The 18,332-nt window shown below is 61.6% G+C and carries 18 protein-coding genes; 16 read left to right on the top strand and 2 right to left on the bottom strand.

What is annotated here, in order from left to right; translation table 11 throughout:
- The first annotated feature begins 97 nt into the window (after window positions 1-97).
- From Q0C42_RS20240 to Q0C42_RS20265, 6 genes are read left to right on the top strand one after another with little or no spacing between them, the layout of a single operon-like run.
- Complete coding sequence (locus Q0C42_RS20240; RefSeq protein WP_295080421.1) at window positions 98-550, top strand: cytochrome c; 453 nt, start codon at window positions 98-100, stop codon at window positions 548-550.
- A 9-nt stretch (window positions 551-559) separates the two neighbouring features.
- On the top strand, window positions 560-1,912 hold the full coding sequence (locus Q0C42_RS20245; protein WP_295080424.1) for a cbb3-type cytochrome c oxidase subunit I: 1,353 nt from the start codon (window positions 560-562) through the stop codon (window positions 1,910-1,912).
- Between the two features lie 17 nt (window positions 1,913-1,929).
- Window positions 1,930-2,718 (top strand): CbbQ/NirQ/NorQ/GpvN family protein, encoded by a 789-nt coding sequence (locus Q0C42_RS20250; protein ID WP_295080504.1) that lies wholly within the window; start codon window positions 1,930-1,932, stop codon window positions 2,716-2,718.
- Between the two features lie 3 nt (window positions 2,719-2,721).
- Entirely contained in the window at window positions 2,722-4,602 is a 1,881-nt protein-coding gene (locus tag Q0C42_RS20255) for a VWA domain-containing protein (RefSeq protein WP_295080427.1), read from the top strand.
- A gap of 1 nt (window position 4,603) precedes the next feature.
- A complete protein-coding gene (locus tag Q0C42_RS20260; RefSeq protein ID WP_295080430.1) occupies window positions 4,604-4,780 on the top strand; it encodes a hypothetical protein in 177 nt (58 codons plus the stop codon).
- Window positions 4,777-4,995 (top strand): NnrT protein, encoded by a 219-nt coding sequence (locus tag Q0C42_RS20265; protein WP_295080433.1) that lies wholly within the window; start codon window positions 4,777-4,779, stop codon window positions 4,993-4,995. Before Q0C42_RS20260 ends, Q0C42_RS20265 begins: the two co-directional genes overlap by 4 nt.
- Window positions 4,996-5,372: 377 nt before the next feature.
- On the opposite strand, the gene Q0C42_RS20270 is transcribed toward Q0C42_RS20265, so the two are convergent.
- Together Q0C42_RS20270 and Q0C42_RS20275 are read right to left on the bottom strand one after the other, a co-directional pair.
- Window positions 5,373-6,632 (bottom strand): D-tagatose-bisphosphate aldolase, class II, non-catalytic subunit, encoded by a 1,260-nt coding sequence (locus Q0C42_RS20270; RefSeq protein ID WP_295080436.1) that lies wholly within the window; start codon window positions 6,630-6,632, stop codon window positions 5,373-5,375.
- Window positions 6,632-7,579 (bottom strand): sugar kinase, encoded by a 948-nt coding sequence (locus tag Q0C42_RS20275; protein ID WP_295080439.1) that lies wholly within the window; start codon window positions 7,577-7,579, stop codon window positions 6,632-6,634. Before Q0C42_RS20275 ends, Q0C42_RS20270 begins: the two co-directional genes overlap by 1 nt.
- 210 nt (window positions 7,580-7,789) lie before the next feature.
- On the opposite strand from Q0C42_RS20275, the gene Q0C42_RS20280 reads away from it, so the two are divergent.
- The 10 genes from Q0C42_RS20280 to Q0C42_RS20325 all read left to right on the top strand — a co-directional run bounded on the left by Q0C42_RS20280 (window position 7,790) and on the right by Q0C42_RS20325 (window position 18,266).
- Entirely contained in the window at window positions 7,790-8,812 is a 1,023-nt protein-coding gene (locus tag Q0C42_RS20280) for a LacI family DNA-binding transcriptional regulator (protein ID WP_295080442.1), read from the top strand.
- A gap of 112 nt (window positions 8,813-8,924) precedes the next feature.
- Window positions 8,925-10,241 (top strand): sugar ABC transporter substrate-binding protein, encoded by a 1,317-nt coding sequence (locus tag Q0C42_RS20285; RefSeq protein ID WP_295080507.1) that lies wholly within the window; start codon window positions 8,925-8,927, stop codon window positions 10,239-10,241.
- A 142-nt stretch (window positions 10,242-10,383) separates the two neighbouring features.
- On the top strand, window positions 10,384-11,256 hold the full coding sequence (locus Q0C42_RS20290; RefSeq protein WP_295080445.1) for a carbohydrate ABC transporter permease: 873 nt from the start codon (window positions 10,384-10,386) through the stop codon (window positions 11,254-11,256).
- 11 nt (window positions 11,257-11,267) lie between these two features.
- Window positions 11,268-12,101, top strand: coding sequence for a carbohydrate ABC transporter permease (locus Q0C42_RS20295; protein WP_295080447.1), 834 nt, complete (start codon window positions 11,268-11,270; stop codon window positions 12,099-12,101).
- A gap of 7 nt (window positions 12,102-12,108) precedes the next feature.
- A complete protein-coding gene (locus Q0C42_RS20300; protein WP_295080450.1) occupies window positions 12,109-13,107 on the top strand; it encodes an ABC transporter ATP-binding protein in 999 nt (332 codons plus the stop codon).
- On the top strand, window positions 13,104-13,874 hold the full coding sequence (locus Q0C42_RS20305; RefSeq protein WP_295080453.1) for an L-iditol 2-dehydrogenase: 771 nt from the start codon (window positions 13,104-13,106) through the stop codon (window positions 13,872-13,874). Before Q0C42_RS20300 ends, Q0C42_RS20305 begins: the two co-directional genes overlap by 4 nt.
- Window positions 13,875-13,900: 26 nt before the next feature.
- Window positions 13,901-15,340 (top strand): mannitol dehydrogenase family protein, encoded by a 1,440-nt coding sequence (locus tag Q0C42_RS20310; RefSeq protein WP_295080456.1) that lies wholly within the window; start codon window positions 13,901-13,903, stop codon window positions 15,338-15,340.
- The gene (locus tag Q0C42_RS20315) at window positions 15,340-15,756 is read left to right on the top strand and encodes an ester cyclase (RefSeq protein WP_295080459.1); all 417 of its coding nucleotides are present in this window, start codon (window positions 15,340-15,342) and stop codon (window positions 15,754-15,756) included. The genes Q0C42_RS20310 and Q0C42_RS20315 overlap by 1 nt, the downstream gene beginning before the upstream one ends.
- Before the next feature lie 18 nt (window positions 15,757-15,774).
- Window positions 15,775-16,767 carry a zinc-dependent alcohol dehydrogenase family protein gene (locus Q0C42_RS20320; protein ID WP_295080461.1) on the top strand — a complete coding sequence of 331 codons (993 nt, stop codon included), beginning with the start codon at window positions 15,775-15,777 and terminating at the stop codon, window positions 16,765-16,767.
- A 407-nt stretch (window positions 16,768-17,174) separates the two neighbouring features.
- Complete coding sequence (locus Q0C42_RS20325) at window positions 17,175-18,266, top strand: LacI family DNA-binding transcriptional regulator (RefSeq protein ID WP_295080464.1); 1,092 nt, start codon at window positions 17,175-17,177, stop codon at window positions 18,264-18,266.
- Window positions 18,267-18,332 lie beyond the last annotated feature (66 nt).

An 18,332-nucleotide genomic window follows, 5' to 3' on the forward strand; every position in this document is an offset into this window, starting at 1 on the left:
CACGCCAAGGGCCTTCGTCGTTGTTCTGGCACAACGTCCGGCGGTGCGGCGGGCTGTAAATCCGGGCCCATCAGCAACAATCGCCAGGACCGACCCGATGTCAGAGATCCTTACGAAGTCACGGGCCAGAAACATCTTCTACGGGGGCTCGCTGTTCTTCGTCGTGGTGTTCGTGGCCATGACGATCCATTCCCACCGCTATGTCGTGAACGTCTCTACCGCCGGCATGCCGCTTTCGCCCGAAGTGCGTCTGGGCAAGCATGTGTGGGAGCGTCACAGCTGCATCAACTGCCACACCCTGCACGGTGAAGGCGCCTATTTCGCGCCTGAACTGGGCAACGTGATGACCCGCTGGGGCGTGCAGGACGACCCGCAGGCCGCCTATGAAGTGCTGGATGGCTGGATGGCCGCGCAGCCCAGCGGAGTTGAGGGGCGCCGCCAGATGCCCCATTTCGCCATCACCCCCGAAGAAATGCGCGCCCTGTCGGAATTCCTGCGGTGGGCGGATCAGACCGACACGCAAGGCTGGCCGCCCACGGACGCGGGCTAGGAGAAAGACATGAAATATCAATCGCAAAAAGTGGCCTACGCCTACTTCATGGTAGCCATGGGCCTGTTCGGCATCCAGGTCCTTGGCGGTCTTCTGGCGGGCTGGATCTACGTCTCGCCTAACACCCTGTCGACGGTGCTGCCCTTCAACATCATCCGCATGATCCACACCAACGCGCTGATCGTCTGGCTGCTGCTGGGCTTCTTCGGTGCGGCCTACTTCCTGGTGCCCGAGGAATCAGAGCGTGAGATCTGGTCGGTCAAGCTGGCCTACCTGCAGCTGATCATCCTGGTGGTCGGCACGCTTGGCGCGGTCGGCAGTTACCTTGTCGGCATCCACGGCGGGCGCGAGTTTTTGGAACAGCCGCTCTGGGTCAAATTCGGAATCCTGGTCGCCGCGGTGATCTTCCTGGTCAACATCTCGATGACCGTGCTTGCAGGCCGCAAGACCGCGATCACGGGCGTGTTGCTGACCGGCCTGTGGCTCTTGTCGCTTCTCTGGGTCTTTGCCTTCATCAACCCGGACAACCTGAGCCTCGACAAGATGTACTGGTGGTTCGTCGTCCACCTTTGGGTCGAAGGCACGTGGGAGCTGGTGATGGCCGCGATCCTGGCCTTCCTGATGCTGAAGCTGACCGGCGTTGACCGCGAGGTCGTGGAGAAATGGCTCTATGTCATCGTCGCCACCGCGCTCTTCTCGGGCATTCTTGGCACGGGCCACCACTTCTACTGGATCGGTCTGCCGGAGTACTGGCAGTGGACCGGGTCCATCTTCTCGGCCTTCGAGGTGGTGCCGTTCTTCGCGATGATGTCCTTTGCCTTCATCATGGTGTGGAAGGGTCGTCGTAACCATCCGAACAAGGCGGCGCTTCTCTGGGCACTTGGCTCGGCCACGGTAGCGTTCTTCGGCGCAGGTGTCTGGGGGTTCCTGCACACCTTCCACGGCGTGAACTTCTACACCCACGGCACGCAGATCACCGCAGCGCATGGCCACCTGGCCTTCTACGGCGCCTATGTCGCGATGAATCTGGCGATCATTACCTACGCTATGCCGCTCTTGCGGGGCCGTGCGCCCTATAACCAGGTGCTGAACATGGTCTCGTTCTGGCTGATGACCGGGGGCATGGCGTTCATGACCTTCGTCCTGACCTTCGCCGGCACGATCCAGACCCACATGCAGCGCATCGTCGGCGACTATTACATGGACGTGCAGGACCAGCTTGGCCTGTTCTACATGATGCGCTTCGGGGCCGGGATTGCCGTGGTGCTTGGCGCGATCCTGTTCATCTACGCCCAGGTCGTCGTCCGGCGAGAAGTCATCACTCCCGGTCCCGTCGCCCTGCCGGAAGGAGAAGCGCTGTGAACGCAGTTTCCCCAAGTATGGCCCCCAACCACACTGCCCCGTTCTACCGCCCCGTGGCGCAGGAAGTGGCCCTGTTCGAAGCCGCTCACGTCAAAGGTCTACCCCTTCTTCTGAAGGGGCCGACCGGCTGCGGCAAGACGCGGTTCGTGGAACACATGGCTGCCCGCCTGGGACTCCCGCTTTACACCGTCGCCTGCCATGATGACCTCTCCGCCGCCGACCTGATCGGCCGCTATCTTCTGCGCGGCGGCGCGACCGAATGGGTCGACGGCCCCCTGACCCGCGCCGTGCGGGAAGGCGCGATCTGCTACCTCGACGAGGTTATCGAGGCCCGCAAGGATGTGACGGTGGTCCTTCATCCTTTGACCGACAATCGCCGCACCCTGATGATCGACCGCACGGGCGAAGAACTGGTGGCTCCGCCCGGCTTCATGCTGGTGGCCAGCTACAACCCCGGCTACCAGAACATCCTGAAGCGGCTGAAACCCTCGACCCGGCAGCGGTTCCTGGCGATCACTTTCGGCTTTCCCGACCCCACGACCGAAACCGCCGTGGTCGCCAGAGAAAGCGGTCTGGACCCCGCCCGTGTCGCGCCGTTGGTGCGCCTCGCCGGTCACATCCGCGCGCTGTCGGGGATGGACCTGGAGGAAGGCGTCTCGACCCGCCTTCTGATCTACGCTGCCAGCCTGATCGCCGGGGGGATGCCGATCGAGCGCGCCTTGCAGGCCGCAGTCGTAGAACCCCTGACCGATGAGCCGGACGTGGCGCAAGCCCTGCGCGACGTCATCGCAAGCGTCTACGGGTAAGACATGGCCCTGCACCCGATGGACCTGATGGAGCCGGAAGAGACGATGGGCAACCTCTGGCACGGGGTTGCCCAGCGGCTGGCCCCGGTCGCGGGCTACCCCGCGCACGCTGTGGCGCTGGAGGCGGTCCGCCCCAGCCTCACGCTCCTCTTTCGCGCGCTTGGCGGCAAACCGGGGGTAGAGATTGCCGGCAGCCCTGCCACAGCCTCGCGCCATCGGCGGAGTGCGGGGGCGCAACTTGCCGAAGCCAGGGTGCTGGAGCATGTCGCCACCTTCGACGGCGAAGTCCTGCGCCTGCCCCCGGTGATCGATGCCTTCCCGACGGCCGAACTGAACCGTGCGGCCTACCTGTGGCTGGCGGCCCTTGCCGCATCTTGCCGGCCCATCACCTTGCCAAATGACCCCTTCGCCGCCGACCTTTCCCGGCTTGAGACGATGGAACAGGCGACAACGGCGACGTTGGCGCAGTGCCCCGGACTGAAAGTCGCACATACCGCCCTGCGCGAGCATCTTCTGGCGATGTATCCCGACTTCTCCACCTCGGCGGCGGAACAGAAGGTCGCCGCCCGCGCCCGCCTGTTGCTGGCCGGTGGCACCCTACCACCGATCGACCCCACACCTGCCCCCCGCGGTTACGCCCGGCTTCCGCCGCAGCCGATCTGGCTCCGCCTCGACCATGTCACACGCAGCAACGCCGCCTCCCCTGCCGAGGACGTGATCAGCACGCCCCCCGGCCTTGCCAGCCCGACCCGCAAACAGGGCAAGCGCGAGGATAACGAACAAGCCAACCGCACCGACAGTTTCATCATGCACCGGTTCGAATCCATCTTCTCCTGGGTCGAAAGCATGGGCCTGAACCGCGCGACGGATGACGACGATCTGGAAAACGCCCAGAAGGCGGCCGAGGATCAGGACCACATCACGCTGACCAAACACCACAAACGCGCTGCCACCCGCCTGCGCCTGCACCTCGACCTCGCACCCCAGGACGCCGAGCATGAGCGTCTGTCCGACATCTTCACTTACCCCGAATGGAACCACCGCGCCCGCAGCTATATGCCCGACCACACCCGCGTGCTGGAGGCAGAAGCCACGCCAGGCGACCGCTTTGCCCCCGATCCGCGCCTACTGGCCCGCGTGCGAAAGCAGTTCGAGGCGCTGCACCCCCGCCGCATCCTGCTTCCCCGGCAGGTGGACGGTGCTGAACTCGACCTTGACGCGCTGATCACCGCCCAAGTCGCGATCCGGGCCACCGGGCAAGGCAGCGACCGCATCTTTCGCGACCTGCGGCATGTGGAACGCGATCTGTCGGTGGCGATTCTGATGGACTGCTCCCGTTCCACGGAGTCGGTGGTCGGCAGTCGCAGCATCATCGACACCACGCGTGAGGCATTGGCGGCGTTGGCCGGCGGCATCGACGCGGCGGGGGATCGGCTGGCGATCTGGGGGTTCTCCTCGCTGCGCCGCGACCGGGTATTCCTTACCCGCTGCAAGGGCTTTGACGGCCGCGTGACCCCCGAGGTCACCGCCCGCATCGGTGGTCTGCACCCCGGCCATTACACCCGCCTTGGGGCAGCGATCCGCCATGTCACAGCACAGCTTGGCCATGAACCCTCGGCCCGCAAGCTGTTGCTGGTGCTGACCGACGGCAAGCCCAACGACCTTGACCACTACGAAGGCACCCACGGGATCGAGGACAGCCATATGGCCGTCCGCGAGGCCCGTCGTATAGGGCAAGCCGTGCATGGCGTTATCGTCGATGCTGACGGGCAGGACTGGTTCGCCCGCATCTTCGGCCGCGCCGGTTTCACCCTTCTGCCCGACCCAGCCCGCCTTGGCCGCGCGCTTCCCGACATCTACCGATCCCTCACGCAGGAGACCTGACATGCGCCGTATTCTTTGCCTTGCGCCCTTCCTCGTCCCCACCGCCGCCTTGGCCGAGGCGTTCCAGCGCCCCATCCCCCAGCCCCAGACCGCCGAGGCTGAACTGGCGTACCTCACAGCCTCGCTGATCTTCCTTGCCGCGCTGATCGCCGTGCAATGGCTGGTCAGCCGCAGATGAGCCTGTGGCGCCTGACGCTGATCCTCTACCCGTTCGGGGCCGGGGCGATGGCGGTGAACCTGTTCTTCACCTCGCTGATCTGGTCCTGGGTCGGCTGGCCGGTGCTGACGCCAATCCAATCGCTGGCGGGTGGCCTGGTCCTGGGCCTGCCCGCGACAGCGGCGTTTGCCCGTCACATCCGCGCGCTGATGGCGAAGGCGGACGAAAAACCGTGACGTCGCGAACTTTTACAGTTTCGCGCGGTCACCTAACGACGACCATGAGGATGATGCCGGCTCCTTCTTCTGACTCGACGCCTGCCAAAACAATCTCCGCCGGAGCGAGCAGCTTTTGGTTGCATGACCTTGGCTGCATTCGCGCCGATCTATAAAGGGTCTTTGTATCGCCCTTTCCGCCAAGACCTCGTGTCTACTCCCGAGGCCCTAACCCCTAGGGATTTTGATGGTGTGGTACGCTTTCGGTCTTGGCTATTCTCGCCGTCTTGTCCCCGAGGCTGCTTTCGGCCCATAGCCGTCCTTCAGCGAGATTCGCTCCGGTTTCCAAAGCGGTCATTCACCACGTGCGCCGAGACGATATTGATCACGAAGGTTGTTCAGCCGGGCGTCGTAGCGGCGTGGTATGTGTTAAGCACCGCTTCTACTGATTGCCGAAGAAGGCCGTCGATGTCTGCCGGTCCAGCATCGACGGAGGTAGGCAGATATTGTTGGCGGACGGGAGCCGGAATTCGCCGACCTGAAAGACGCGCCTTCAGTTTTTCGACTGCTGAATGAGCGACTACGTCGGGCCAGTAATAGCGGATCCTGTCCGAATAGCTGAAATGACGCTGGACCCAGAGGTCCGTGTCGGACCCATGGTAATATTTTGCCCAGTTCGCTGGAGAGGTCTGCATCACGGATTCCATCGTCCGCATCAATCCGTTCTGTGGAGCCGTGCCATCCAAAACGTCCGCAATCGCGTCAAGTCCGTAAAGCGCTTCGCGCAAGGCAAAGGTCAGCCAAGGACCTACCTTCAGGATCGAGAAGCCATCGCCAACCATCTGCCGCAGGCCAGCGTCGGTCTGATAGTCGGTCGAATGCGCTTCGAAGACGACAGTCGGCAAATCCGAAAGGACGGCGGATAGGGCGCGGGCCTTTTCCGGTGCGTAGTGGATCACGTCGTCATGACCGAACTCCACGCCCGGCTGCACGACGAGTGCAATTACGCGGGAAAATGCGTCGGACTGTCCCGCCGCGTCGAAGGCACTGCGATGGACTTCGTAGGTCGTGGCAACGGAAGCGGGTTCGGTGATCTGGAGGTGATCGAGACCGTCCACCGCGCCGCCCGGGACGGGGACTTCGGTGCCGATGACATAGACCGGTGCGTGGGAGCCCTTGTGGTGCGCTTCCGCCATCGCTGCCAGACGGGCGGCGCGTTCGGCGGTCTTGGCATCTGCAAGTGCCACGGGTTCACCGAAGCAGCCCATCGAGGTGTCGAGGTGCAGTTTGGTGAAGCCTGCGGCGGCGAAGGCTGCGATCATCTCTTCGGCTTTCGCCATCGCCTGATCGGCGGGCAAATGTTTCCACGGGTTGGGGCCAAGGTGATCACCGCCAAGGATGATCCGGTCCTTCGGGTAACCCACACGGTCCGCCATGGTGAAAACGAGATCGCGGAAATCGGCGGGTGTCATTCCGGTGTAGCCGCCGTCCTGATTGACCTGATTGCATGTCGCTTCGATCACCACGGGCAGGCCGGTTTTCGAACCGTGGCGGAGCGTGGCTTCGATGACCGTCGGATGGGCAGAGCAAACCGAGGTGATTCCGGGTTTCATTCCGGCACGATAGTCGGCCGCGAGTGTCAGGAGGGGATGGGACATCAGACAAAACGTCCTTGTGAAGCCGCGAAGGCGCGGATGTTGTCAAGGGTTGCCGCGCCTTCCATCGGACCGCGTTCGGTCACGGCCAAGGCTCCGGCGGCGGCGGCAAGGGTCAGGGCGCGGTCGATGTCTTCCCCGCGGAGCCAGAGCGCGGTGAATGCTCCGCCAAAGCAGTCGCCCGCGCCGGTGGGATCGACTTCCTGAACCTTGAATGCGGGAACGAAGCGGCGGCCGGCGGCGTCGTGATAGGCGACGCCGGTCGAGCCCTGTTTGTGAACGATGGCGCGGATGCCGCGCGCGAGGAGTTCCGCAACGGCCCCGGCTTCGTCCTTGGCCTTGGTCAGGAGCGTGATCTCGTCCCCGCTGGGCAGGAAGATGTCGGTGGCAGACAGGATCGCCTGCATCGCTTCGCCCATGCCCGGCGCATCAAGGATTTCCTTGCGCAGGTTCGGGTCGAAGGAAACGGTGCCGCCCTTTGCGCAGATCGCGCGGGCTGCGTCGATGTTGAAGGCGATGATCTCGGGGCTGGATAAGGATGAGCCCATCACATGCAGATGGTGCGCTGAGGCTAGGAGGGCATCCACGGTATCGCTTTTGGGCAAAGTCCCACAGGCGCTGTGCCGGATGTTGAATACGAAATCGCGCGATCCATCGGCGCGGTAGCGGACAAAGGCGCTGCCTGTCGGGCGCTCGTGGTCAATGCAGATAGCTGAGATGTCAACGCCGTCTGCGGCCAGACGTTCCGTGTTCATGCGACCGAAGTCGTCGTTGCCGACCATCGAGATGATCCCGCAGGGCTGGCCCATCCGCGCCACCTGATCGATGAAAATCGCAGGAGCGCCGGAAGGATATGGGCCGGTCAGCGCGAGGGGCGCGCGGAAGCCGTTGCCTGCGGTATCGGCCATGATTTCCACCAGGATCTCCCCGGCAACGACGATCTTCTTCACGGAAAGCCTCGATCTTTGGCGTGGCCATGTCGCGGACCATGCACACGTAGCATTTGCTTGACCCGTGCCATTTGGGGTGCTTAGTGTCAACCAATAACTTTACGCGCGATAATTTTTCGCCAAATATAGCCTGCCGATGGGTGTTGCGCGCGCTTCCCTGGGCGGCTTAAGGCTGGAATCGGCAGAGTTCGCGAGCCCGAAGGTGCAGGGATGGAAGACCAGAAGATCCGGAATATGGAAGAATTTTCCGCTGTGAGCGGAATTTCCCGCCCCACGGTGTCGAAGTATTTCAACGATCCGACCAGTGTCAGGCGCTCGACCCGTGACCGGATCGAGCATGCGCTAAAGCAATACGATTTCCGGCCGAACCTGTTCGCGATCAATCAGAATCGTAAGTCGACCAAGAACATCGGTATCGTTGTGCCGCATATCGTCGACCCGTTCTTTGCCGAGATCGTCCGCCTGATCGAGCAACGCTGTATTGAAGCGGGATATTGGGCGATCGTGCTCAGCTCGCATGGCGAGGCGGAGCTCGAGGCGAATGCGCTGGACCTGCTTCGGTCGATGAAGTTGGCGGGGGCGGTCATCGCGCCGCTGGGCGAGCGGTCGGATCGAGCGCGGATGATGCAATTCGCTTCGGAAATTCCAACGGTTATCTTCGACAGCCCGCTTGGTTCCGGCGAAGCCTTTGTAGGGACTGACAATTTTCATAGCATCGGGCTGATCGTCGACTATCTTTGCCGCACCGGTGAGCCGCCTTGCTTCCTCGAGATGCCGGCCGTGAACGAGAACGCGTTGGAGCGGAAGAACGCATACATCGGGGCGATGGAACGTCAGGGATTGACGCCCGAGGTGGTGCCTGTGGCCGAAAGTGACTGGGGTTTCGAACAGATCGGCTATGAGCAGGGGCTTCGCCTTCTCTCTCGCTGGAGCTTCCCCACATCAACGGTTCTCTGTGCGAATGACCGGATCGCGATCGGCCTCCTGGCGGCGGCCTATGAGCGTGGCTTGCGGATCGGTCGGGGGCCAGGTTCCGCCATGCGGATCGCGGGGCATGATGACCATCCATTGTCCCGATTCACCTGCCCGCCGCTAACGACCGTGGCGCAGGACCATGCGGCCATCGCGGACAAGAGCGTGAGCGCACTTTTCGATATGATCGAAGACGGCGGTCCGCAGGATCGCGCACCTGTGAAACTTGAAGGAAAGCTCATCATGCGTCTTTCCGCATAGCGCGATCAAAGTAAAATTGGCGCGCGTAAAAAATTAGATTGACTCTTGCGTTGGATCGCCACTAGCTTCTCTCCACGACATCAGGGGAACCAAGGGAGGAAATCCGATGAAGATGAAGAACTTCCTGCTTACGGCAGGGACCATGGCTATGATGGTCGGCGCTGGCTTTGCGTCGGCTGAAGAGATTACCGTCGCGACGGTCAACAATAACGACATGATCGTGATGCAGGAACTCGCTCCGAAGTGGGAAGAGGCGACCGGCAACAAGATCAACTGGGTCGTTCTGGAAGAGAACGTGCTGCGCCAGCGCACTACCCAGGATATTTCGACGAACGGTGGTTCCTTCGACATAATGTTCATCGGTGCTTATGAAACGCCGATCTGGGGCAAGAACGGCTGGCTGGCTCCGCTCGACGATTTTGCGAATGACGCGAACTATGATCTGGAAGACATCTTCCCGCTTGTCCGCAGCAGCCTCTCGGCAGACAACCACCTTTACGCCGTTCCGCTCTACTCGGAAACGTCGTTCACCTATTACCGCACGGACCTGTTCGAGAAGGCAGGCGTCGCCAAGCCGACCTCGCAGATCACCTATGACGAATTCCGTGACATCGTCGCAAAGGTTCACGATCCCGAAAACGGCATCTACGGCACCTGCCAGCGCGGTAAGGCCGGCTGGGGTGAGAACATGGCGTTCGTCGGCACGCTGGCAAATGCCTTCGGCGCGCGCTGGTTCGACGAGCAGTGGCAGCCGCAGTTGAACTCACCCGAGTGGAACGCAGCGATCACCTACTACGTCGACCTGATGACCAAATACGGTCCGCCCGGTGCGACCGCCAACGGTCACAACGAGAACCGCGCCCTTTTCAAGGATGGCAAATGCGCCACCTGGATCGACGCCACCTCGGCCGCGAACGATGTGAAGAACCCGGCCAACTCGAAGGTCGCGGACATTACCGACTTCTTCCAGGCCCCGAAGCAGGCGACCGACAAGGGCACCGGCTGGTTCTGGTCCTGGGCGCTCGCCATCCCAGCCAGCTCGCAGAAGCAGGATGTAGCCAAGGACTTCCTAAAGTGGGCGACCTCGAAGGAATACTTCCAGATGGTCGGCGAAACCAAGGGCTGGGTTGCGGTTCCGAGCGGCACGCGCGCCTCGATCCACGAAGATCCGCGCCTGCTGGAAGCGGCACCCTTCGCGGCAACCATCAAGGACGCGATCTTCTCGGTTGACCCGTCGAACCCGACCCGTGATCCGGTTCCCTACACCGGCGTCCAGTTCGTCGCGATCCCGGAATTCCAGGGTATCGGCAACTTCGTCGGCCAGCAGGTCGCAGCGGCTCTGGCCGGTGACGTGACGGTCGAAGAAGCACTGGCCGCAAGCCAGGACTTCGCGACCCGCGAAATGACCAAGGCTGGTTACATCAAGTAAGCATCCTCCACGGGCGGGTCGTTCCTCATGGATCGGCCCGCCTCTTTCTTCCAGACCACCGCATGTCTCGCGTAGCTGTGTAGCAAGGGCCCCGCCGGGGTCTTTCCTTCAACGCTGCTGACCAATCGAACGGGAGAACTATATGGCGACCAAAGCATCCCGCACGGCTGCAAGGCTGATGATTTCACCGGCTGTCATCCTGTTGTTCGCCTGGATGATCGTCCCGCTGGTCCTGACGCTCTACTTCTCGTTCCTGCGTTACAACCTGCTCACGCCGAGCGGTAATCCCTTTGTCGGTTTCGAGAACTATTATTGGTTCCTGACCGATCCGAGCTTCACGGCTGCGGCCGTCAACACCTTGCTTCTGGTCGGGGGCGTCCTGCTCATCACCGTTATCGGGGGCATCCTTTTCGCGCTTCTTCTCGACCGCCCGATGTTCGGGCAGGGGATCATCCGGATCATGGTGATCGCGCCCTTCTTCGTGATGCCCACTGTTTCGGCGCTGGTCTGGAAGAACATGTTCATGAACCCAGTGAACGGGATTTTCGGGCGCATCGCGACGGGGCTCGGGTTCGAACCGATCGACTTCTTCGGCAACATGCCACTTGGAGCCATCACGATCATCGTTGCTTGGCAATGGCTGCCCTTTGCCACGCTGATCCTTCTGACGGCACTGCAATCGCTGGATCAAGAACAGCTCGAGGCGTCGGAAATGGACGGGGCGAACTGGCTAAACCGCTTCTGGTATATCATGCTGCCCCACCTCGCGCGGGCGATCACCGTGGTGATCTTGATCCAGACGATCTTCCTGCTGTCCGTCTTTGCCGAAATCCTCGTCACCACCAACGGCGGTCCGGGCACGGCTTCGACCACGCTCACCTACCTCGTCTATGTCGCATCGCTTCTGCAATACGACGTGGGCATGGGCAGTGCGGGGGGCGTCGTTGCGGTCGTCCTCGCCAATATCGTCGCGATCTTCCTGATGCGGATGATCGGCAAGAACCTCGACGCGTAAGGGGACAATCCATGGCTCGCGCAGTTTCGACCCGGACCAAGGTCCTCAACACCGCCATTGCAGGAACGCTGGGGTTCCTGATGTTCTTCCCGATCCTTTGGATCATCATCCTGTCTTTCAAGACAGAAGAAGACGCGATCCGTGCGCCGTTGGAGGTCCTGTTTCAATCGGGCTGGACCATAGAGAACTTCCTGACCGTTCAGGCGCGGTCGGACTACTTCAAGCACTTCTCGAATTCGGTCATCATCTCGCTGGGTTCGACCCTGCTTGGGTTGATCATCGCCATACCTGCTGCCTGGGCGATGGCCTTCGTGCCTGCGAAGCGCACCAAGGATGTGCTGATGTGGATGCTGTCCACCAAGATGATGCCGCCGGTTGGTGTGCTCGTCCCGATTTACCTGATCTTCCGCGATACCGGCCTTCTGGACAGCCTCATCGGCCTGACTGTGGTTCTCATGCTGATCAACCTGCCGATCATCATCTGGATGCTCTACACTTACTTCCGCGAAATTCCGGGCGAGATCCTTGAAGCAGCTCGGATGGACGGCGCGACGCTGAAGAAAGAGATTCTTTACGTCCTGGCCCCGATGGCTTTGCCGGGCATCGCTTCGACAATCCTTTTGAACATCATCCTCGCTTGGAACGAGGCGTTCTGGACACTCAACCTGACAGCGGCCAACGCGGCACCGCTGACGGCCTTCATCGCCAGCTATTCCAGCCCCGAGGGTCTGTTCTTCGCGAAGCTTTCGGCGGCCTCTCTCATGGCCATTGCGCCGATCCTAATCATGGGCTGGTTCAGCCAGAAACAACTTGTCCGCGGCCTGACCTTCGGCGCGGTGAAGTGAGGACGATATGGGCAAGATTACTCTCAAGAACGTCAAGAAAGCCTTCGGGGATGTGTCGGTGATTCCGGACATCAACCTGCAGATCGAGAACGGGGAATTCGTCGTTTTCGTCGGGCCGTCAGGTTGCGGGAAGTCGACCCTGCTGCGATTGATCGCGGGGCTCGAGGATGTGACTTCTGGCTTGATCGAGATCGACGGAAAGGACGCCACGCATCTGCCGCCAGCAAAGCGTGGCCTGGCGATGGTTTTCCAGAGCTATGCACTGTATCCGCACATGTCGGTCCGTAAGAACATCGCGTTCCCGCTCAAGATGGCTGGAATGTCCGAGGCCGAGCAGACCTCCCGGGTCGAGCGGGCTGCAAAGGTGCTTAACCTTACCAACTATCTGGATCGTCGTCCCGGCCAGTTGTCCGGCGGCCAGCGTCAGCGGGTCGCCATCGGGCGCGCCATCGTCCGTGAGCCTGCGGCGTTTTTGTTCGACGAGCCACTTTCGAACCTCGACGCAGCGCTGCGGGTCGGGATGCGACAGGAAATCACCGAACTCCACCAGACCCTCAAAACGACGATGATCTATGTGACCCACGATCAGGTCGAAGCCATGACCATGGCCGACAAGATCGTCGTGCTCAATGCGGGGAACATCGAACAAGTTGGATCGCCTTTGGAGCTTTATCGCTCGCCCGTGAACCTGTTCGTCGCCGGTTTCATCGGCAGCCCGAAAATGAATTTTGTCGAAGGGACCGAGGCTGCAAAGCATGGCGGGGCCACCATCGGCATCCGGCCCGAGCATATCGACATCGTCGAGGGCGGGCCTTGGACGGGGACGGTCGGGCTTTCCGAGCATCTCGGGTCGGACACTTTTCTCAAGGTGCAGGTCGATGGCATCGGCACCCTGAACGTCCGCGCAAGCGGCGAGGTGGGCCGCCACCACGGCGACCGTGTGTCGCTGGCCCCTCAAGCCGACAAGTTCCATCGCTTCAATAAAGACGGAAGGTCCATGAAATGAGACTGCAAGGTAAAACTGCACTGATCACCGGCGCTGCGCGCGGGATCGGGCTGGAATTCGCACGGGCCTATATCGCCGAGGGCGCAACCGTTGCGCTGGCGGATATCAACGCCGATGCCGTGCAGAAGGCCGCAGAAAGCCTTGGCCCGAAGGCGATGGCGATACAGATGGACGTGATGAGGCAGGACAGCATCGACGCGGGCTTCGCCTCCGTCGTGTCGAAATTGGGTAAGCTCGACATACTGATCAACAACGCGGCGCTCTTCACTGCCGCGCCGATCGTCGAGATCACCCGTCAAGATTATGACCGTGTCTTCGCGGTGAATACCGCAGGCACCTTCTTCTGCATGCAGGCCGCTGCCAAGCAGATGATCGCACAAGGCACCGGCGGCAAGATCATCAACATGGCCTCGCAGGCGGGACGTCGCGGTGAAAGCCTCGTTGCGGTCTATTGCGCCACCAAGGCAGCCGTTATCAGCATGACGCAGTCTGCGGGTCTGAACCTGATCAAGCACGGCATCAACGTGAACGCCATCGCCCCCGGCGTGGTGGACGGTGAACACTGGGACGCCGTCGACGCGCATTTCGCGAAATACGAAGGCCGCGCACCGGGCGAGAAGAAGAAGATCGTCTTCGAAAGCGTGCCGATCGGCCGTGGCGCTGTCGCGTCGGATTTGACCGGCATGGCAATCTTCCTTGCCACAGCCGAGGCCGACTACGTGGTCGCCCAGACTTTCGGCGTCGACGGCGGCAACTGGCTGGCCTGACGCAATTCCCACACAAGGAGTCCGACATGGTCCAATCCGCGACCCTTCCAGCCTATGACCGCACGCGCCTTACTCCCGGGATCGTGCATGTTGGGTTGGGAAATTTCCACCGCGCCCATATGGCCGTCTATTTGGACGACCTCTTTGCGCAGGGAAGGGATCTGGATTGGGCCATTGTCGGCGCAGGTGTGCGACCCGCCGATGCAGCGATGCGCGATGCGCTAAAGGCGCAGGATTGTCTGTCGACGGTGATCGAGCTTGATCCCAAGGGTAAGACGGCGCGGCGCATCGGGTCGATGATCGAGTTCCTGCCTGTCGCGTCGGCCAATGGTCCGTTGATCCTTGCGATGGCGAAGCCTGAAATCCGTATCGTGTCGCTGACGGTGACCGAGGGTGGCTACTTCGTGAACCCTGCCACGGGAGCCTTCGATCCGACCGCGCCCGAGATTGTTGCCGATGCCCGTGATCCTGCCTATCCGGCCACGGCATTCGGTGCGATCGTCGCCGCACTGAAACTACGTAAGGCTGCACGGATCAAGCCCTTTACCGTCATGTCCTGCGACAACCTGCCAGGCAATGGCCATGTGACACGGGCGGCAGTAGTCGGCCTCGCGCGGCTTTCCGATCCGGCTTTGGGCGATTGGATCGAGGACAACGTTGCCTTCCCCAATGGCATGGTTGATCGCATCACACCTGCCACCGGCCCGCGGGAGCGCGCGATGGCCGGGACCTTCGGGCTGGGCAACGATCCGGTTCCGGTGACCTGCGAGCCGTTCCGGCAATGGGTGCTTGAAGACAATTTCCCCGCCGGACGTCCGGCTTGGGAAAAGGTCGGTGTAACCTTTACCAATCATGTCCATGCCTTCGAGACCATGAAGATCCGCATCCTCAACGGTGGTCATGCGATCATTGCATATCCGGGCGGGATCAAAGGTATTGAATTCGTTCACGAGGCGATGGCCGACCAGACGATCAGTGTATTTCTGGACAAGATCGAGACAACCGAAATCCTGCCAATCATCCCTCCGGTTCCGGGGCAGGATTTGAACGACTACAAGACGCTGATTATCGAGCGTTTCTCGAACCCCGAAGTGGCCGACACCGAACGTCGGCTTTGCTTCGACGGATCCAACCGCCAACCGAAGTTCATCATTCCCTCGATCTGGGACAATCTCGCACGCGGAGTGATGCCGCGCGGGTTGATCCTGTCCAGCGCCATGTGGTGCCGGTATTGCCATGGCACAGACGAAAACGGGCAAGACATCGCACCGAATGATCCGAACTGGGATGCCCTGAAGGCAGCGGCAAAGCGGGCGAAGGCGGAGCCCGTCGAGTGGCTGAAGCAACGCGAGATCTATGGCGACCTGAGCGCGAACCGCTCGTTCGTCGAAGCTTTCGCCGATGCGCTGAACCTTGTCTGGTCGCAGGGTGCAGAAGCTGCCATGCGCGCCTATTTGTCGGACTGATGGCAATGTCTGCCGGACCAGAGTCGCTTGAAAATATCTACGAAGGATACCTTGACTGTCTCAACCGGAAGGACTGGCAGAACCTCAGTCAATTCGTCGCCGTCGATGTTCGACACAACGGTCGACCGTTCGGCCTGTCCGGATACCGGGAGATGCTGGAAGGAGATTTCCGCGCCATTCCAGACCTGCGGTTTCATGCAGAGTTGGTGGTTGCCAATCCGCCAATGCTCGGCTGCCGGTTGGTCTTTGACTGCACGCCAGTGGGGGAATTGTTCGGCCGTCCGGTTAACCGGCGAAGGGTGCGCTTCGATGAGCATGTCTTTTACCATTTCGAAAACGGCCTGATCGCCGAGGTCTGGTCGATTATTGATCAGGCCGCCATCGGGCGGCAGCTTTCCGGACCAGAGCCGGCCTGACAAAAAGAAAGGCACAACATGCAAGCAATCGTCTTCCGTGAGGATCGCAAGGTCACCCTCGAGCATCTGCCCGATCCTGAACCAGGGCCCGGCGAGGTTGTGATCGCCGTCAAGGCAAGCGGAATCTGTCACACCGATATTGAAATCCTGCGAGGGAATTACGGAAGTTCCGCCTTCCCTCTGGTTCCCGGGCATGAATTCGCGGGCGAGGTCGTGGCCGTTGGGCGTGATGTATCTGGCATTGGTGTCGGTGATCGTGTTGTCGTGGACCCGAACCTTGGCTGCGGGACTTGTTCGGCGTGCCTGCGCGGCAGGATCAATCTGTGCGAAAACCTCGGTGCCTATGGCGTTACCCGAAACGGAGGGTTCGCAGAATTTTGCGTCGTGGCGGCGGACCATGTTCATCCTATCGGTGACATGGATTGGCATGTCGCGGCCCTTTCCGAACCGCTGGGTTGCGTCTTGAACGGTCTGTCGACTCTGCAAGGGCAGGCCTGCGAGTCAGCGATGCTGTTCGGTGCGGGACCGATCGGCCTTCTCATGGCGCTTGCTTTGAAATGGCGCGGAGCGAAGGAGGTGACGGTCGTCGATCTTTCTGAGGAACGACTGCGTCTTGCGGAAAGCTTCGGCCTACTGCCGGTCGCGCCAGGATCCGATGCTCTTCTCGGGATGGGTCGCAGCCAGGATTTCGTCGCGGATGCCACAGGGGTCCCCCCAGTGGCTGAAGCGATGAGCGGATATCTGCGCGATGGCGGCGCAGCACTGTTCTTCGGCGTCTGCCCGCAGCCCGCGCGGATCCAGATCTCGCCTTTCGAAATGTTCCGTCGGCAGCTTTCATTATTCGGGACCCACTCGCTGAATGCGAACATTCCGGAGACCTTGCCGCTTCTGCGAACCCACGGGGCCGATGCTGCCCGTCTGGTGAGCCATCGGGTGGCTATCGAAGAGATCGAGGCCGCGTTCAAGGGCGGAGTTCCAAATGGGGCGCTTAAGGTTCAGCTCGGAATGTGAAGTGACAATCAGCGAACAGATAACCGTCTCCTGACATGTCTATCGAATGGCCGCTTTACCGTTGGGTGTGTTTAGCTCCTGCGGCATCCGGCCGTCCGCTTTCCGCCCAAAGTGACCTAGCGATCGCTCTCGGCCCAAAGCAGACGGCAAACATGCGTTGGATACTGCAAGACGGCTTTCCTGAAGCTGCCTTTCAACCGAGGTGCAGCATTTCGACACCGTTAGGATCATAGACCAAGCAAGCGCGTGGATTGCTAAAACCGATCCGGTCAACGAGGATCAAGATGAAGACACTTGGCACGCACACTTCCGTTGAGCAGATCTCCAACACATGGAAGCGCATCAATCTACGACGTGGCGGAATTGAGCACCTAGCCCGGCCCGGCCCGCTGGCGTAGGTTGACAGAATGGATCGTGAAGAGACATGGCCTAGAGTGTCGGGCGGGCGGTCGGCGACGTTGAAGGACGTTGCCGGGGCTGCGGGCGTTACGACCACGACCGTCGCCCGTGTGCTGAAGGAAAGTGGGTACGTCGCAGAGTCCACAAAGGCACGGGTGCTGGAAGCCGTTGCCACCACCGGATACCGGCCGAACTCGCTTGCCCGCAGTCTGAGGCAAAGCCGCAGCCATGTTATCGGGCACCTGCTCAAATCCACCGTTCCGAATCCGTTCTACGTGGAGGTCGCACGCGGGGCCGAGGAAGAGGCGCGAACGCGGGGTTACACGATACTGACCGCGAACGTTCAGCACGACGCCGAGACCGAGCGTCGGGCGGTCGAGACTTTCCTGGGCTGGCGGGCGGACGGGCTGGTGTTCTCGACCCCGTCCGATCCGGCGAACGTGGAATATGCGCAGTCGCTGGGGGTGCCCACGGCCCAGGTCGAACGGCCGCGTAGTCTGGTCGGGCATCGGCTGGTGGTGCGCAACTATCCGTCCGCCGTGGCGGCGATGCGCCATCTGGTAGAGTTCGGCCACCGCCGCATCGCCTATGTCGGCGCCGAGCTTTTGCCCGAAGACGGCCCGGCGGCGCTGTTCGGCTATGTCGAGCGCGAACGCTTCGGTGCCTGGCGCGACGTGATACGCGACATCGGTGCCGCGACCGAAGGGCTGGCCCGGTTCGGCGAGGCCTATACCATCGACCAGCCCACGGCGCAGGGGCACGGCTACCGGGCGACACAGGCGCTTTTGCAGGCAGCCGACCGACCGACGGCGATCTTTGCCTCTAACGACATCCTGGCTGCGGGCGCGCTGCAGGCGATACACGAAGCCGGTCTGCGCTGCCCCGACGACATCTCGGTCGTGGGGTTCGATGACACGCTGGCGGGTTTCCTGACCCCGCTTCTGACCAGCGTGAGGCTGCCGGCCCGCCGTCTGGGGGCCACCGCCGTGCGCTTGGTGATCGACGAGATCGAAGGAAAAGGCGCGCCCGACCAGCACCTTGCGCTGGATGCGGAACTGGTGCTCCGCCGGTCCACCGCCACCGCTCCGACCCGGCGCTGACCCCACCCGACCGCCCTGTGGAATCGTTGACATATGGGCGTTTCTCGCCATATGTTATCGTTGACA

The organism is Tabrizicola sp., assembly GCF_022842145.1.
Taxonomy (GTDB): Bacteria; Pseudomonadota; Alphaproteobacteria; order Rhodobacterales; family Rhodobacteraceae; genus Tabrizicola.

What these genes read in the sequence shown, in the direction of transcription:
- Q0C42_RS20295 (WP_295080447.1), top strand. Translation starts at nt 11,268, where the DNA reads ATGGCTCGCGCAGTTTCGACCCGGACCAAGGTCCTCAACACCGCCATT.
- Q0C42_RS20290 (WP_295080445.1), top strand. Translation starts at nt 10,384, where the DNA reads ATGGCGACCAAAGCATCCCGCACGGCTGCAAGGCTGATGATTTCACCG.
- Q0C42_RS20265 (WP_295080433.1), top strand. Translation starts at nt 4,777, where the DNA reads ATGAGCCTGTGGCGCCTGACGCTGATCCTCTACCCGTTCGGGGCCGGG.
- Q0C42_RS20315 (WP_295080459.1), top strand. Translation starts at nt 15,340, where the DNA reads ATGGCAATGTCTGCCGGACCAGAGTCGCTTGAAAATATCTACGAAGGA.
- Q0C42_RS20240 (WP_295080421.1), top strand. Translation starts at nt 98, where the DNA reads ATGTCAGAGATCCTTACGAAGTCACGGGCCAGAAACATCTTCTACGGG.
- Q0C42_RS20270 (WP_295080436.1), bottom strand. Translation starts at nt 6,632, where the DNA reads ATGTCCCATCCCCTCCTGACACTCGCGGCCGACTATCGTGCCGGAATG.
- Q0C42_RS20255 (WP_295080427.1), top strand. Translation starts at nt 2,722, where the DNA reads ATGGCCCTGCACCCGATGGACCTGATGGAGCCGGAAGAGACGATGGGC.
- Q0C42_RS20310 (WP_295080456.1), top strand. Translation starts at nt 13,901, where the DNA reads ATGGTCCAATCCGCGACCCTTCCAGCCTATGACCGCACGCGCCTTACT.
- Q0C42_RS20285 (WP_295080507.1), top strand. Translation starts at nt 8,925, where the DNA reads ATGAAGAACTTCCTGCTTACGGCAGGGACCATGGCTATGATGGTCGGC.
- Q0C42_RS20245 (WP_295080424.1), top strand. Translation starts at nt 560, where the DNA reads ATGAAATATCAATCGCAAAAAGTGGCCTACGCCTACTTCATGGTAGCC.
- Q0C42_RS20260 (WP_295080430.1), top strand. Translation starts at nt 4,604, where the DNA reads ATGCGCCGTATTCTTTGCCTTGCGCCCTTCCTCGTCCCCACCGCCGCC.
- Q0C42_RS20325 (WP_295080464.1), top strand. Translation starts at nt 17,175, where the DNA reads ATGGATCGTGAAGAGACATGGCCTAGAGTGTCGGGCGGGCGGTCGGCG.
- Q0C42_RS20305 (WP_295080453.1), top strand. Translation starts at nt 13,104, where the DNA reads ATGAGACTGCAAGGTAAAACTGCACTGATCACCGGCGCTGCGCGCGGG.
- Q0C42_RS20300 (WP_295080450.1), top strand. Translation starts at nt 12,109, where the DNA reads ATGGGCAAGATTACTCTCAAGAACGTCAAGAAAGCCTTCGGGGATGTG.
- Q0C42_RS20250 (WP_295080504.1), top strand. Translation starts at nt 1,930, where the DNA reads ATGGCCCCCAACCACACTGCCCCGTTCTACCGCCCCGTGGCGCAGGAA.
- Q0C42_RS20320 (WP_295080461.1), top strand. Translation starts at nt 15,775, where the DNA reads ATGCAAGCAATCGTCTTCCGTGAGGATCGCAAGGTCACCCTCGAGCAT.
- Q0C42_RS20280 (WP_295080442.1), top strand. Translation starts at nt 7,790, where the DNA reads ATGGAAGACCAGAAGATCCGGAATATGGAAGAATTTTCCGCTGTGAGC.